At 64.1% G+C, this 15,073-nt stretch carries 10 protein-coding genes and 1 riboswitch; of the genes, 5 read left to right on the plus strand and 5 right to left on the minus strand.

Annotated features, from left to right (window positions below; translation table 11 throughout):
- Positions 1–52: 52 nt before the first annotated feature.
- A complete protein-coding gene (locus K408_RS0123230) occupies positions 53–1,267 on the plus strand; it encodes an NADP-dependent isocitrate dehydrogenase (RefSeq protein ID WP_024340899.1) in 1,215 nt (404 codons plus the stop codon).
- 78 nt (positions 1,268–1,345) lie between these two features.
- On the opposite strand, the gene K408_RS0123235 is transcribed toward K408_RS0123230, so the two are convergent.
- Both K408_RS0123235 and alaS read right to left on the minus strand, forming a co-directional pair.
- Positions 1,346–2,572, minus strand: a complete 1,227-nt coding sequence (locus tag K408_RS0123235; protein WP_024340900.1) for a cyclic nucleotide-gated ion channel — start codon at positions 2,570–2,572, stop codon at positions 1,346–1,348.
- Positions 2,573–2,578: 6 nt separating this feature from the next.
- Positions 2,579–5,257 carry an alanine--tRNA ligase gene (gene alaS, locus K408_RS0123240; protein WP_024340901.1) on the minus strand — a complete coding sequence of 893 codons (2,679 nt, stop codon included), beginning with the start codon at positions 5,255–5,257 and terminating at the stop codon, positions 2,579–2,581.
- Between the two features lie 222 nt (positions 5,258–5,479).
- Positions 5,480–5,570, plus strand: a riboswitch (glycine riboswitch).
- Positions 5,571–5,715: 145 nt separating this feature from the next.
- Here alaS and gcvT point away from each other — a divergent pair.
- The 3 genes from gcvT to gcvP are packed head-to-tail and all read left to right on the plus strand — an operon-like array spanning position 5,716 to position 10,124.
- On the plus strand, positions 5,716–6,861 hold the full coding sequence (gene gcvT / locus K408_RS0123245) for a glycine cleavage system aminomethyltransferase GcvT (protein ID WP_024340902.1): 1,146 nt from the start codon (positions 5,716–5,718) through the stop codon (positions 6,859–6,861).
- A 9-nt stretch (positions 6,862–6,870) separates the two neighbouring features.
- A complete protein-coding gene (gcvH, locus tag K408_RS0123250; protein ID WP_024340903.1) occupies positions 6,871–7,239 on the plus strand; it encodes a glycine cleavage system protein GcvH in 369 nt (122 codons plus the stop codon).
- A 17-nt stretch (positions 7,240–7,256) separates the two neighbouring features.
- Positions 7,257–10,124: an aminomethyl-transferring glycine dehydrogenase gene (gene gcvP / locus K408_RS0123255; RefSeq protein WP_024340904.1), complete on the plus strand. Its 2,868-nt coding sequence runs from the start codon at positions 7,257–7,259 to the stop codon at positions 10,122–10,124.
- 96 nt (positions 10,125–10,220) lie between these two features.
- Here the strand turns inward: gcvP and K408_RS38490 are convergent, their stop codons facing one another.
- The 3 genes from K408_RS38490 to K408_RS0123270 all read right to left on the minus strand — a co-directional run bounded on the left by K408_RS38490 (position 10,221) and on the right by K408_RS0123270 (position 13,469).
- The gene (locus K408_RS38490; protein WP_051160695.1) at positions 10,221–10,760 is read right to left on the minus strand and encodes a hypothetical protein; all 540 of its coding nucleotides are present in this window, start codon (positions 10,758–10,760) and stop codon (positions 10,221–10,223) included.
- A gap of 233 nt (positions 10,761–10,993) precedes the next feature.
- Entirely contained in the window at positions 10,994–12,082 is a 1,089-nt protein-coding gene (gene recA / locus K408_RS0123265; protein WP_024340905.1) for a recombinase RecA, read from the minus strand.
- Between the two features lie 460 nt (positions 12,083–12,542).
- Positions 12,543–13,469: a hypothetical protein gene (locus tag K408_RS0123270; protein ID WP_024340906.1), complete on the minus strand. Its 927-nt coding sequence runs from the start codon at positions 13,467–13,469 to the stop codon at positions 12,543–12,545.
- Positions 13,470–13,994: 525 nt separating this feature from the next.
- Between K408_RS0123270 and K408_RS38495 the strand changes: the two genes are divergently transcribed.
- The gene (locus K408_RS38495) at positions 13,995–14,885 is read left to right on the plus strand and encodes a hypothetical protein (RefSeq protein WP_024340907.1); all 891 of its coding nucleotides are present in this window, start codon (positions 13,995–13,997) and stop codon (positions 14,883–14,885) included.
- The last annotated feature ends 188 nt before the right edge of the window (positions 14,886–15,073 follow it).

Raw genomic sequence — 15,073 nt, forward strand, 5'->3', positions numbered from 1 at the left:
GGATATTCCCGTGGCGCGCCACGAGCGCCGTTCCCAAGAGGCTTTCCCGATCATGGCAAAAATCAAGGTATCCAATCCCGTCGTCGAGCTCGATGGCGACGAGATGACCCGGATCATCTGGCAGTACATCAAGGACAAGCTGATCAACCCGTTCCTGGATGTCGAGCTGCTCTATTTCGACCTGGGCATGGAATACCGCGACCACACCAACGATCAGGTCACGATCGACGCTGCCGAGGCAATCAAGAAGGTCGGCGTCGGCGTGAAGTGCGCCACCATCACCCCGGATGAGGCCCGGGTGAAGGAGTTCAACCTCAAGCAGATGTGGAAGTCGCCGAACGGCACCATCCGCAACATCCTCGGCGGCGTGATCTTCCGCGAGCCGATCATCTGCAAGAACGTGCCGCGCCTGGTTCCCGGGTGGACCAAGCCGATCATCATCGGCCGCCACGCCTACGGCGACCAGTACCGCGCCACCGACATCAAGTTCCCGGGCAAGGGCACGCTCTCGCTGAAGTTCGTCGGCGAGGACGGCACCGTGATCGAGAAGGAAGTGTTCAAGGCTCCCGGCGCCGGCGTCGCCATGGAGATGTACAATCTCGACGATTCCATCATCGACTTCGCCCGCGCCTCGTTCAATTACGGCCTGCTCCGCAATTACCCGGTGTACCTGTCGACCAAGAACACGATCCTCAAGGTCTATGACGGCCGCTTCAAGGACATCTTCCAGGAGATCTTCGACAAGGAGTTCAAGAAGGATTTCGACGCCAAGGGGCTGACCTACGAGCACCGCCTGATCGACGACATGGTGGCCTCGGCGCTGAAATGGTCCGGCGGCTACGTCTGGGCCTGCAAGAACTACGACGGCGACGTGCAGTCCGACACCGTCGCTCAGGGCTACGGCTCGCTCGGCCTGATGACCTCGGTCCTCCTCACCCCCGACGGCAAGACCGTGGAAGCGGAAGCTGCCCATGGGACGGTGACCCGCCACTACCGCGAGCACCAGAAGGGCAAGGAGACCTCGACCAACTCGATCGCCTCGATCTTCGCCTGGACGCGCGGCCTCGCTCACCGCGCCAAGCTCGACAACAATGCCGAGCTGGCGAAATTCGCGAACACGCTCGAGAAGGTCTGCGTCGACACCGTCGAGTCCGGCTACATGACCAAGGACCTCGCGCTCCTGGTCGGCGCCGACCAGCGCTGGCTCTCGACCACCGGCTTCCTCGACAAGGTCGCCGAGAACCTGACCAAGGAACTGGCGGCTTAAGCCGTCCGCATTCGCCCGACCGGGCCAGAGATCATGACGGGCCGCGCCCATGCGCGGCCCGTTTGCTTTTGGTACCGCTCAGCGGCCGGTACCTTCATTCTCCGCCTGTGCGAGCTCGGCGAGCGCCAGATCGCCGGTATCGGCGAGCCTCGCCTTGGCGGTGGTGTGGACATGATCGGCGAGCGTCGGCATGCGCGCGATCAACGCGTGAAAATCCTGGGCGTCGAGCACGAGCAGCCGCGTCTTGCGCGTCGCCGTCACCGTGCCGCTGCGCTTCGTCTTGTGCAGCAGCGCGATCTCGCCGAAGAAGGTGCCGTCGGCAAGGCGCACCTGCTGGCTCGGCAGCGCGATCTCGACCTCGCCGGCAGTGATGAAATACATCGACAAGGCGACGTCCCCGCGCCGCACCAGGATCTCGCCCTGCTCGATGGTGCGCGCCCGCAACAGCCGCATGATGTCGGCGATCTCCGCCGCCGACAAGTGCGAGAACAGCGGCACCCGCGCCAGCATGCCCCAGGTCACCACGAAATCGCGCCGCTTCACTTCTTCGGCGAACGCGGTCGAGATGATCGCGACCGGCAGCGCGATCATGGCAAGACCCGCGATGATGGCGAAGGTCGAGACGAACTTGCCGAGCGGCGTCACCGGCACGACGTCGCCATAGCCTACGGTGCCGAGCGTGACGATCGCCCACCACATCGCCTGCGGGATGGTGCCGAGCTTGTCCGGCTGCACGTCGCGCTCGATGGCATAGAGCAGCGAGGCGAAGGTCAGCACCGCGCCGACCAGGATGACGATGCAGCCGATCAGCGCGCGCCGCTCGGCGTGCACGGCGGCCAGCAGCGAGCGCATCGCCGGCGAATAGCGGATCAGCTTGAAGAACGGCAGCACGCCAAGGGCTGCCAGCGTCGCATGCTCGCCGGTGGCGAGCACGATCGCGGCGGGCAGGAACGCCATGAGATCGATGATGCCGAGCGCCGACAAGGCATAGCCGACGCGGTCGGACAGCGCGGAGCCGTCGCGCTGCGTGTGGCCGGCGACGGTCCATAGCCGCGCGGCATATTCCAGCGCGAACACGACCACGGACAGGATGGTGATGCCTGCGAACAGCTTGCCGAACCGGTCATCGAGCTCCGGCACCGAGGCGAGGACCATCGCGGCCACGTTGAGCACGATGATGCCGATGATGATTTGGATGAAGCGCGCCCCGGCCGAATAGGCCAGGGGATCGTGCTCCAACAGTTCGTAGAGGCGATCCCGTAAGTTGGGATCGCGAAGCCCACGTCCTCGCGGAACGGGGCGCATGGCGCCTTACGCGCTCGCCATCGCTTTTTCGATGGCGCTCAAGGCCTCGGATGCCTTGGCGCCGTCGGGGCCGCCGGCCTGGGCCATGTCGGGCCGGCCGCCGCCGCCCTTGCCGCCGAGCGCTTCGGAGGCGATGCGCACGAGGTTCACGGCGTTGAAGCGCGCGGTGAGGTCCTGGGTGACGCCGACCACGACGCCGGCCTTGCCGTCCTCGGTGACGCCGACGATGGCGACGACGCCGGAGCCGATCTGCTTCTTGCCGTCGTCGGCGAGGCTCTTGAGATCCTTCATCTCGATGCCCTCGACCGCGCGCGCCATCAGCTTGACGTCGCCGACCTCGCGCACGCCCGATGCTGCGCCGTTGCCGGCGGAGGCGCCGCCGCCCATCGCCAGCTTCTTGCGGGCGTCGGAGAGCTCGCGCTCGAGCTTCTTGCGCTCCTCCATCAGCGCGGCGATCCGTGATGGAACGTCGTCGAGCGAGGTGCGCAGCTCGTTCGCCGCGGTCTTCGCCAGAGATATGGTGTCGTTGGCGTGCCTGCGCGCGTAATTCCCGGTCAGCGCCTCGATGCGGCGCACGCCGGAAGCGACCGCGCTCTCGCCCGTCAGCGTGATCAGGCCGATGTCGCCGGTGCGCTTCACGTGAGTGCCGCCGCAGAGCTCGACCGACCAGCCGAGCGCATTGGCGCCGCGCTCGCGCGCGGTCCTGCCCATCGAGACGACGCGAACCTCGTCGCCGTATTTCTCGCCGAACAGGGCGCGCGCGCCGGCCTCGCGGGCCTCGTCCACGCCCATGATGCGCGTGGTGACCTCGTCGTTTTCCAGCACCACGTCGTTGGCGATGTCCTCGACACGGGACAGCTCCTCGGCCGTGATCGGCTTGGGATGCACGAAGTCGAAGCGCAGCCGGTCAGGCGCGACCATCGAGCCGCGCTGGGCGATGTGGTCGCCGAGCACCTGGCGCAGCGCTTCGTGGATGATGTGGGTTGCGGAGTGATGCGCCCGGATCGTCGAGCGCCGTGCGTGATCCACCTCGAGCTGCAGCGCAGTGCCGAGCTTCACTTCGCCGCTCTCGACCGTGCCGATGTGAACGAAGAGATCGCCCAGCTTCTTCTGCGTGTCGGTGACGCGGATCTTGATGCCGCCCTCGCCCGAGAGCACGCCGGTGTCGCCGACCTGGCCGCCGGACTCCGCATAGAAAGGTGTCTGGTTCAGCACGATTGCACCGGTCTCGCCGGCCTTGAGGCTCGCGACCTCAGCGCCTTCCTTGACCAGCGCGGAGACCACGCCTTCGGCGCTCTCGGTCTCGTAGCCCAGGAACTCTGTCGCACCCAGCTTCTCGCGCAGCGGGAACCAGATCGCCTCGGACGCAGCTTCCCCAGAACCCTTCCACGATTCGCGCGCCTTGGCCTTCTGCCGCTCCATCGCGTCGGTGAACGCGGCCTGGTCGACGCCGATGCCGCGCGATTTCAGCGCGTCCTGCGTCAGGTCCAGCGGAAAGCCATAGGTGTCGTAGAGCGTGAAGGCGACGTCGCCATCGAACATGTCGCCCTTCTTCAGGCCCGCGCTCTTCTCGTCGAGGATGGCGAGGCCGCGCGACAGCGTCTTGCGGAAGCGGGTCTCCTCCAGCCGCAGCGTTTCCTCGATCAGCTTCTCCGCGCGCATCAGCTCGGGATAGGCCTGGCCCATCTCGCGCACCAGCGCCCAGACCAGCCGGTGCATCAACGGCTCCTTGGCGCCCAGCAGCTGCGCATGGCGCATCGCGCGGCGCATGATCCGGCGCAGCACATAGCCGCGGCCCTCGTTCGATGGCAGCACGCCGTCCGAGACAAGGAAGGCCGAGGAGCGCAGATGGTCGGCGATGACGCGGAACGAGGCCACGGTCTGCTCGTTCGGCCCGGTGCCGAGCGCGGACGACGTCGCGTCGATCAGGTTGCGGAACAGGTCGGCCTCGAACACGCTCTCGACGCCCTGGAGGATGCAGGCCATGCGCTCCAGGCCCATGCCGGTGTCGATCGAGGGACGTGGCAAGCCCACGCGCTCCTCCTTCGTCACCTGCTCGTATTGCATGAACACGAGGTTCCAGAATTCGAGGAAGCGGTCGCCGTCCTCTTCCGGCGAGCCCGGAGGCCCGCCCCAGATGTGCTCGCCGCGGTCGATGAAGATCTCCGAGCACGGGCCGCACGGGCCGGTGTCGCCCATCGCCCAGAAATTGTCCGAGGTCGGAATGCGGACGATGCGGTCCTCGGAGAAGCCTGCGATCTTCTTCCACAGGCCCGCCGCCTCGTCGTCGGTGTGATAGACCGTGACCAGCAGCTTGTCCTTCTTCAGCCCGAACTCGGTCGTGATCAGCTTCCAGGCCAGCTCGATCGCGCGCTCCTTGAAATAATCGCCGAACGAGAAATTGCCGAGCATCTCGAAGAAGGTGAGGTGACGCGCGGTGTAGCCGACATTGTCGAGGTCGTTGTGCTTGCCGCCGGCGCGCACGCACTTCTGCGAGGTGGTGGCGCGCTGATAGGGCCGCTTCTCGACGCCGGTGAAGACGTTCTTGAACTGCACCATGCCCGCATTGGTGAACATCAAGGTGGGGTCGTTGCGCGGCACGAGTGGCGAGGACGGCACGATCTCGTGGCCGTTCTCGGCGAAGAAGTTCAGAAAGGTCGACCTGATCTCGTTGACGCCGCTCATGTTCATCCAATCGGGTGTGCTTGGACCCGCTGTCCTGCCGTCCAAACCTGACGTTTCGGCTGATATCTGCGGGCCAAAGCGCTTTTAGACAAGGCCAGCTTCGCTGTCCAGAAACTGTGCAGAGAGATCAGAGGGTTGCTGCAGGCGCGCAATCCCGTTGAAAGACGCGCGTGTCGCGTTGACAGGCTTGGCCGGCTTGTGGTCTCTACCCATCTGTATCGTACGGCCACGTCGGGAGAGATCGGCTTTAGGCAGCCGGCGCCGAAGGAGCAACCGCCCCGGAAACTCTCAGGCAAAAGGACCGCGTGGCTTTGACAGCATCTGGAAAGAGGCGCCGACGGGCATAAGGCCCGGACTGCGTCCGCCGACGGGATAATACTCTCAGGCACAGCGACAGATGGGGCTTCGACTGGTGTCCTCAGGGAATCCTCCCGGGGGAACCGCCGAGGGCCCCTGTGATGCTAGCGCACGACCAAGACTCCCTGAAGCGTACCCCCCTCTACGATCTCCACGTGTCCCTGGGCGGCAAGATGGTGCCGTTCGCCGGCTATGACATGCCGGTGCAGTACCCCGCGGGCGTGCTGAAGGAGCACCTCCATACCCGCAGCAAAGCCGGCCTGTTCGACGTCTCCCACATGGGCCAGATCGCGCTCCGGCCGAAGTCGGGCAAGGTGGAGGATGCCGCCCGCGCCCTGGAGCGGCTGGTGCCGCAGGACATCGTGGCGATCCAGCCCGGACGCCAGCGCTACGCCCAGTTCACCAATGCGGATGGCGGCATTCTGGACGATCTCATGGTCGCCAATTTCGGCGATCACCTGTTCCTGGTCGTCAACGCCGCCTGTAAGGAGCCGGACGAGGCGCATCTGCGCGCGCATCTCTCCGGTGACTGCGTCATCGATTCGCTTGCCGACCGCGCGCTGATCGCGCTGCAGGGGCCCAAGGCGGAGTCAGCGCTGGCGAAATTGTGTGCAGCGGCTCCTGCCATGACGTTCATGGACGCAGGCCCGCACGACGTCGCCGGCATCAAGTGTTTCGTCTCGCGCTCCGGCTACACCGGCGAAGACGGGTTCGAGATTTCGGTCCCCGCTGCGGACGCCGAGCGGCTCGCTCGAACGCTGCTCGACGATCCCGACGTGCTGCCCATCGGCCTCGGGGCTCGCGACAGCCTGCGGCTGGAGGCCGGGCTCTGCCTCTACGGCCACGACATCGACACCGCGACCACGCCGGTCGAAGCCGCGCTGGAATGGTCGGTGCAGAAGAGCCGCCGCTCCGGCGGCGCGCGGGCCGGCGGCTTTCCGGGTGCGGAAAGAATCCTCGCCCATTTCGATCAGGGCGCGTCCCGACGCCGCGTCGGCCTCCGTGCCGAAGGCCGCGCGCCGGTGCGCGAAGGCGCGCTGCTGTTTGCGAATGACGCCGGCGGCGAGCCGATCGGCAAGGTCACTTCGGGCGGCTTCGGCCCGAGCCTGAATGCGCCGGTCGCAATGGGCTACGTTCCCGTGGGCCTCGCCGCGCTTGGCACGAAACTGTTCGCCGAGGTGCGCGGCCAGCGCCTCCCCGTGCAGGTCGCGGCCATGCCCTTCGTGAAAAACACCTACAAACGCTGAGGATCAACAATGACCACGACGCTGTACACCTCCGACCACGAATGGCTCGCGATCGACGGCGATATCGCCACCGTCGGCATCACCGACTATGCGCAGCAGCAGCTCGGCGACGTCGTGTTCGTCGAATTGCCCAAGGTCGGCCGCGCGCTGAAGAAGGCCGAAGCCGCCGCCGTCGTGGAGTCGGTCAAGGCCGCGTCCGACGTCTACGCGCCCGTAACGGGTGAGGTGCTGGAGGCCAACGAGGCGCTCGCCGCCGAGCCGGCGCTGGTGAACTCGGACGCGCAGGGCAAGGCCTGGTTCTTCAAGATAAGGATCGCCGACAAGGGCGAGCTCGGCGGCCTCATGGACGAAGCCGCCTACAAGGCGCACACGGCGTAAGGACGATGGAGCAAGCGATGACCGCGCACCGCAAGACCAACGGCGACACCGCCGCCAGTTTCGTTCGCCGCCACATCGGCCCATCGGCGCGCGATGTCACCGCCATGCTTGAGACAGTCAGTGCCAAGAGCGTCGATGCGCTGATGGCGGAAACGCTGCCGGCCTCGATCCGGCAGGCCGCCGCGCTCGATCTCGGCAAGCCGCTCAGCGAGACCGAGGCGATCGCGCACATGACCGAGCTTGCGCGCCGGAACCAGGTCTTCACCTCGCTGATCGGCCAGGGCTATTCCGGCACCATCCTGCCCGCGGTGATCCAGCGCAACATCCTGGAGAACCCGGCCTGGTACACCGCCTACACGCCCTACCAGCCCGAGATCAGCCAGGGCCGGCTGGAAGCGCTGCTCAACTTCCAGACCATGATCTGCGACCTTACCGGGCTCGACGTCGCCAACGCCTCGCTGCTCGACGAAGCCACTGCAGCGGCCGAAGCCATGGCGCTGGCGGAGCGGCACTCGCAGGTGAAGGCAAAGGCTTTCTTCGTCGACAAGGACGTGCATCCCCAGACGCTGGCCGTGATGCGCACCCGCGCCGAGCCGCTGGGCTGGCAGTTGATCGTCGGCGATCCCCTCACTGACCTCGACAAGGCCGACGTGCTCGGCGCACTGCTGCAATATCCGGGCTCTTCCGGCGCATTGCGCGATCTCAGGCCGGCGATCGCCACGCTGAAGGCCAAGGGCGCGCTGGCGATCGTTGCCGCCGACCTGCTGGCGCTGACGCTGCTGGCTTCGCCCGGCGAGCTCGGTGCCGACATCGCGATCGGCTCGGCGCAGCGTTTTGGCGTGCCGATGGGCTATGGCGGACCGCACGCGGCCTATATGGCCGTGCGCGATGCGCTGAAGCGGTCGCTGCCCGGCCGCATCGTCGGCCTCTCCGTCGATTCCCGCGGCGCGCCGGCGTACCGGCTGGCGCTGCAGACCCGCGAGCAGCACATCCGCCGCGAGAAGGCGACCTCCAACATCTGCACCGCGCAGGTGCTGCTCGCCGTGATCGCTTCGATGTATGCGGTCTATCACGGCCCGGAGGGCCTCATCCAGATCGCACGCACCGTGCACCGCCGCACCGCCGTGCTCGCGAGCGGCCTGCGCAAGCTCGGCTTTGCGCCGCAGTCCGACAACTTCTTCGACACGCTCAGCGTCGACGCCGGCGCCAAGCGCGCCGAGATCGTCGCGCGCGCGGCGAGCGAAAGGATCAATCTCGGCGTCAGTGACAGCGCCCTGCGGATCGCGCTCGACGAGACCACCACGCCGGCGACGGTGGAAGCGGTCTGGCGCGCCTTCGGCGGCACGCTCGCCTATGCCGAGATCGACGCCGAGACGCGCGAGGCGCTGCCGGACGATTTGAAGCGCATCACCGCTTTCCTCACCCATCCCGTGTTCCACGCGCATCGCTCGGAGACCGAGATGCTGCGCTACATGCGCAAGCTCAGCGACCGCGACCTCGCGCTCGACCGCGCCATGATCCCGCTGGGATCCTGCACGATGAAGCTGAACGCGACCACCGAGATGATGCCGCTGACCTGGCCCGAATTCGCCTCGCTGCACCCGTTCGTGCCGCGCGAGCAGGCCGCTGGCTATCACGCGCTGTTCGCCCGGCTGGAGAAATGGCTGTGCGACATCACCGGCTACGACGCGATCTCGCTGCAGCCGAACTCGGGCGCGCAAGGCGAATATGCCGGGCTTTTGGCGATCCGTGGCTACCATGCCGCGCGCGGACAGGGCCACCGCAGGATCTGCCTGATCCCCTCCTCCGCCCACGGCACGAATCCGGCCTCCGCCGCGATGGTCGGCATGGACGTGGTGGTCGTGTCTTGCGAGAAGAACGGCGACGTCGATGTCAATGATCTCCGCGCCAAGGCGGAGAAGCATTCCAACGATCTCGCGGCGGTCATGATCACCTATCCCTCGACCCATGGCGTGTTCGAGGAGCATATCCGCGAGATCTGCGACATCGTGCACGCCCATGGCGGCCAGGTCTATCTGGACGGTGCCAACCTCAACGCACAGGTCGGCCTGAGCAGGCCCGGCGATTACGGCGCCGACGTCAGCCATCTCAACCTGCACAAGACGTTCTGCATTCCGCATGGCGGCGGCGGCCCCGGCATGGGCCCGATCGGCGTCAAGGCGCACCTGGCGCCGTTCCTGCCGGGTCATCCGGTGACGAATGCTGAAGCGCCAGTCGGGCCGGTCTCGGCCGCGCCGTTCGGCTCGGCCTCGATCCTGACCATCTCCTACATCTACATGCTGATGATGGGCGGCGAAGGCTTGAAGCGCGCCACCGAGATCGCGATCCTCAACGCCAATTACATCGCGGTCCGCCTCGATCCGCACTTCCCGGTGCTCTATAAGAACGCGAAGGGCCGTGTCGCGCACGAGTGCATCGTCGATCCGCGTCCGCTGAAGACGACATCAGGCGTTACCGTCGACGACATCGCAAAGCGCCTGATCGACTACGGCTTCCACGCGCCGACCATGAGCTTCCCGGTGCCGGGCACGCTGATGATCGAGCCGACCGAGTCGGAATCGAAGGCGGAGCTGGACCGCTTCTGCGACGCCATGATCGCGATCCGGAAGGAGATCGCCGAGGTCGAGGCCGGCCGCTTCAAGATCGAAGCCTCGCCGCTGCGCCACGCTCCCCACACCGTGCACGACATCGCGGATGACGATTGGAAGCGCGCCTACACCCGTGCGGAGGGTTGCTTTCCCGATGGCGTCTCGCGCACTGACAAATACTGGAGCCCGGTGGGCCGCGTCGACAACGTCTACGGCGATCGCAACCTCGTGTGCTCCTGTCCGCCGGTGAGCGATTACGCAGAAGCCGCGGAGTAGGACGCGACGGCGGTCTCGTAGGGTGGGCAGAGCGCAAGCTCACCACCTCTGTGCGTTGAATAATGGTGGGCGCGGCGCTACACGCCCCTGCCCACGCTACGCCATTCGTGTTGGCAAACCCTCTCGCAAGCATCTCCAGAAATCGCATCTCGGTTCGCACCAAGTCCTGTGCACCAAGTCTGTTGAGGGTGACGGCAGTTCCGCCAGCAGATTGAGCAAAGCCGGCCGCAGCATCAGCAATGCACTCAGATCGCACGGAAGCAAGTCCATGCAAGCCTCAGGCGTCGGCGCGCGATAGGCCGACCACACCGCCGTGCCAGTCTCGAACTCCTCCGCAGCAACGTTCACGACAGGAATATGAGTCTTGGCAAAATCATCATCGGGGGCGAAAAACAGGTCGGAGTCCAGCAAACGCACCCCGAACTTCTGTGCCAGCACAGGAAAACTGCCGAGGTGATCGAGCAACCAGACCAATTGCAGCTGGTCGCGGGGATTCGCTCCGAACCAGAATTCGATCTCGTCGTACGGCTCGCAAAACTCGGCCAGCGATAATTTGCGACCCTTGGCGCCCCGTGGCCAGCGGACCCAATCCGACCAATGATCAGCCGGGCCAAGGTCTGCGGTGTAGGCGGCCAAATAAGCCGAGAGCTTTTCCGCCGGCGGGAGCGGTCCCCACTCAAATGGAACGGGATGACGATCTCGGCCAACCCCGATCGAGCGAGATCACTCCCGCCACCGCAGCCGGTCAAGATCAGCCGCTTCATCGCACCACCTGATCAACGCAACGCAAACGAAACGGGCGCCGATGACGTCGGCAACTCAACGTCCTCAGCGCCCGTTCCTCGCGAAAACTCTTCGCTGGTCGGGGCTTACTCTTCCGCCGGCTCCTCGCCGTCGGCGTCACGCTCGGGCGTACCGGCCAGGATCTGCTCGGCGATCAGGCCGGAGTTCTGGCGGATCGCGGTCTCGATCTTGGCGGTGATGTCGGGATTGCCCTTCAAGAACGCCTTGGCGTTCTCGCGGCCCTGACCGAGGCGCTGGCTGTCATAGGAGAACCAGGCGCCGGACTTCTCGACGATGCCGGCCTTGACGCCGAGATCGAGGATCTCACCCATCTTGGAGACGCCCTCGCCGTACATGATGTCGAACTCGATCTGCTTGAAGGGCGGCGCCAGCTTGTTCTTCACCACCTTGACGCGCGTGGTGTTGCCGACCACCTCGTCACGCTCCTTGATCGCGCCGATGCGGCGGATGTCGAGGCGGACTGAGGCGTAGAATTTCAGCGCATTGCCGCCGGTGGTCGTTTCAGGCGAGCCGTACATCACGCCGATCTTCATGCGGATCTGGTTGATGAAGATCACCATCGTGTTGGACTTGTTGATGGAGGCCGTGAGCTTGCGTAGCGCCTGGCTCATCAAGCGGGCCTGCAGGCCCGGCAGCGCGTCGCCCATCTCGCCCTCGAGCTCGGCCTTCGGCACCAGCGCCGCGACCGAATCGACCACGAGAACGTCGACGGCACCGGAGCGCACCAAGGTGTCGCAGATCTCCAGCGCCTGCTCGCCGGTGTCGGGCTGCGAGATCAGCAGCTCGTCGATGTTGACGCCCAGCTTGCGGGCATAGACCGGGTCGAGCGCGTGCTCGGCGTCGATGAAGGCGCAAATGCCGCCCTTCTTCTGCGCCTCCGCCACCGTATGCAGCGCCAGCGTCGTCTTGCCCGACGATTCCGGCCCGTAGATCTCGACGACACGCCCCTTGGGCAGGCCGCCGATGCCGAGCGCGATATCAAGCCCGAGGGAGCCGGAGGACACCGCCTCGATGTCCATGGACCGGTCGTTCTTGCCCAGCTTCATCACCGAGCCCTTGCCGAACTGCCGCTCGATCTGAGAGAGCGCGGCGGCCAGAGCTTTACTCTTGTCCATGGAAGATCCTTCGACGATACGCAGGGCAGTTGCGGACATTGGGTCGTGCTCCTTATGGCGAGGATTCGCGTGAGGGACAAACGATTGCGAGGCAGCTCGGCGATAAAGGCAATGTACCCTATCTGTTCTATGTTCGCAATATGTTCTTTTGCGGATTTCGGTACTGTCCGTATTTAACCCTCAGTGTCCTAAGTTGATTTTGCGGGTGTCCTAATTCGTTTTAGAGACCCCAAAAGCAAAGACCCCCGGCGCCGGGGGTCTCGTGCTTGTCAGGCAATGGCGAGTGACAAATTCGCCATGTGAATAATTTGGTGCCAGTGTGGCCCATCCTGCGACGGCTTGAGTTTCCCAGTCCGGCCCTCTTGGGGCTTGATGAAAGGTTTGGGGCCGCTGGCCCAACCCGATGCCGACTAATGGAGCCCCCCTGCGATTTCAATTATCATTCAGGGGCCGCAACGAACATTCGCTCTTTGCATTTGGCAAAAGTAAGGCCGCCGCCTCAGTTGGCGGTCTCTTCCTCTTCGTCGTCGTCTTCCAAGACTGCCTTCTGAGCTTGAAGCAGCTTGATGAGCTTGCCGATTTCTTTCGGCCCCATTTCACCTTCGACCAGCAGCCGGACGTTTGTGTCCTTGCCGACCTTGTTACGCATCCATTCGCTTTCGCCCGGGCTAAGCGCAGCACCCGGCTTCTCCATCGGTATGAATGGCGGCGGTGGCGAACCCTTCTGCTCAACGATGACTTCATTCATTGGGATACCCGTTTGGCTTCCCTCGACGCCGACCCAATTTCCGTCTTCTGAGACGAAACGGACGCGCTTCGGAGTTTCAAATTGAAGCGCACCGCCGGACTCCCATTGAATGAGATCGCCGACCGAGGCCCCGCCAAATGAAGGGCGCTCGTCCCGCTCCTCACCCGACGCGGCCAATTCTCGCCCCTGTTGATTAGAAGGGCCACGACTTTCGAATGCTCCCTCTTGCTCTAGGAAGCGGCAGTTTTCCATGTAGGCTTCAGTCACAGGGCCGATCGCACTGTTTATGAAGTTCTCGCGCGTGAGCCACGACCGAAGGGCTTGTTCGGAAGGGTGACCATCTGTGAACCGATCTCGGATTTCTTCGAAGATGCTCGGCGAATAGGCCGCTTCCTTGAGAGCCGCCTTATATCCTTCCGAGGATTCCGGATGGAGGATATCCACCGCGAGCTGGGAAACCCGGGTTTGCCCCTTGCCCGCCTTTTCCAGAAGCCCATAATGAGCAAGACTGGCTAGCATTTTGTCCGAAGCGCCGCTTTGGCCGGAGTATCCCATATGCTTCGCGGCTACCTCACGGTCGATAGGATTGCGCCGGTCGGCCGTATGGATGGCCCGGACCCGTGCAATAGCCTTCGAAAGGCTGATATTGGGATACCCTGGACTTTGCACACGCGTCATAGCGATCACCCTCCAAATGGTTGTATATAAGTAATCGATTAGCGAAGACGCAAGCAATCCTCGCCTCGAAAAACAACTTATCACCCCTAAGAAATTTTAGCAATAAGAGTTGCAGAAGCAATTTTTATATGCTCTATTGCTTCTGCGGGCCGATGGCGGCCCCCGGAGATGTCTATGACTAGGAGGGTTTGAGCCCCCGACGCGCTAGCCGAGCTAGGGGGCGCAGAAAAGGAAAGGCCGCCTTCCCGGGGTTCAATCAGGGAAAAGCGGCCTCGCAATCGGCTTCAAGCTTCAGGGATCGTCTAATGGTAGGACACCCGCCCCTACAAGTGTGGAGATGCCGGTCCGAATCCGGCTCCCTGAGCCTTCATCGAGTTTAGCGGGACCGCCGTGGTTGCAGCCTCAGCGATCCCTAGTCACCCACCCGAGATTGCGCCCCGGGCCGGCGACCAAGCTAGAATATACGCTTTGCAGAGCGGCTTTTCTAGAGTCCCCGGGGCCAATCCTACAGAGGATTGCGCCCTCATGAACGTCCTGTCCCGCGACCAACAGATACTTGTTGTTTCCTGCCTCACTGAAGGCCAGAGCATCCGCGCCACTGAGCGCCTGACCGGCATTCACCGCGACACCATCATGCGCCTTGGCGAGCGCATCGGCCGTGGCTGTGCCGAGCTGCACGACCGCATGATGGTTGGCGTCCGCGTCGGCCGCATCGAGCTTGACGAGATTTGGGGCTACGTCGGCAAGAAGCAGAAGCGCGTTGAGCGCCATGAGATCGGCCATAAGGGCGATCAGTACACGTTCGTTGCGCTTGGCTCTGCCAGCCGCGCGATCATCAGCTACCGCACCGGCAAGCGCGACAGCGAGAATACGGACCTGTTTACGCAGGACTTGCGCGAGCGCGTGCTTGGAGAGCCGGAGATCAGCACCGATGGCTTCCTGCCGTATCAGAACGCCATCCGCGATGCCTTTCGGGGCAAGGCGCATCATGGCGTGATCGTAAAGACGTACAGCGTAACCAACCTGGCTGTAAAAGACGCCGCGCGCCGCTACAGCCCGGCTGAGGTAATCGCAGTAGAGCGCGAGGTAGTAAGCGGCTTCCCGGTCAAAATCTCGACCAGCTACGTTGAGCGCCAGAACCTCACGCTGCGGATGACGCAGAAGCGGTTTGCCCGCCTCACCAACGGCTTTTCAAAGAAACTCACCAACCACGCTGCGGCGGTCAGCCTGTACGTAGCCCACTACAACTTCTGCCGCGTCCATGAGTCCCTGCGGACCACGCCAGCGGTGGCGATCGGCGTTGCGGACCGGGTCTGGACGATAGGGGATCTGATTGACGCGGTGCTGCCGCTGGAGCCGAACAAACCGGTCCGGGTGAAGCGCAACTTCCGGGTAATTGAGGGTGGTAAGGATTAATTTACCATACTAGGTGATGAAACCGGGGGAAACTCCGGTTTTGACTTGAGAATTCATTTTGTGAGGCAGATGGGCCCGATTCGGCGTTGACTCAACCAACAGTGGCTGTCAACGATGCACAAGAGTCTAAACTAGGGTTGGCGCGATAACCACATAAGTGTGAAAGAGTCAAGCCCAAGCATTGACGA

Origin of the sequence: Bradyrhizobium sp. in8p8 (genome assembly GCF_000426845.1) — a bacterium.
Classification (GTDB): Bacteria; Pseudomonadota; Alphaproteobacteria; order Rhizobiales; family Xanthobacteraceae; genus Bradyrhizobium; species Bradyrhizobium japonicum_C.

Excerpts from the sequence above, each read along its gene's own strand:
- K408_RS0123230 (WP_024340899.1), top strand. The coding sequence starts at position 53 with ATGGCAAAAATCAAGGTATCCAATCCCGTCGTCGAGCTCGATGGCGAC.
- K408_RS0123235 (WP_024340900.1), bottom strand. The coding sequence starts at position 2,572 with ATGCGCCCCGTTCCGCGAGGACGTGGGCTTCGCGATCCCAACTTACGG.
- alaS (WP_024340901.1), bottom strand. The coding sequence starts at position 5,257 with ATGAGCGGCGTCAACGAGATCAGGTCGACCTTTCTGAACTTCTTCGCC.
- gcvT (WP_024340902.1), top strand. The coding sequence starts at position 5,716 with ATGCTAGCGCACGACCAAGACTCCCTGAAGCGTACCCCCCTCTACGAT.
- gcvH (WP_024340903.1), top strand. The coding sequence starts at position 6,871 with ATGACCACGACGCTGTACACCTCCGACCACGAATGGCTCGCGATCGAC.
- gcvP (WP_024340904.1), top strand. The coding sequence starts at position 7,257 with ATGACCGCGCACCGCAAGACCAACGGCGACACCGCCGCCAGTTTCGTT.
- recA (WP_024340905.1), bottom strand. The coding sequence starts at position 12,082 with ATGTCCGCAACTGCCCTGCGTATCGTCGAAGGATCTTCCATGGACAAG.
- K408_RS0123270 (WP_024340906.1), bottom strand. The coding sequence starts at position 13,469 with ATGACGCGTGTGCAAAGTCCAGGGTATCCCAATATCAGCCTTTCGAAG.
- K408_RS38495 (WP_024340907.1), top strand. The coding sequence starts at position 13,995 with ATGAACGTCCTGTCCCGCGACCAACAGATACTTGTTGTTTCCTGCCTC.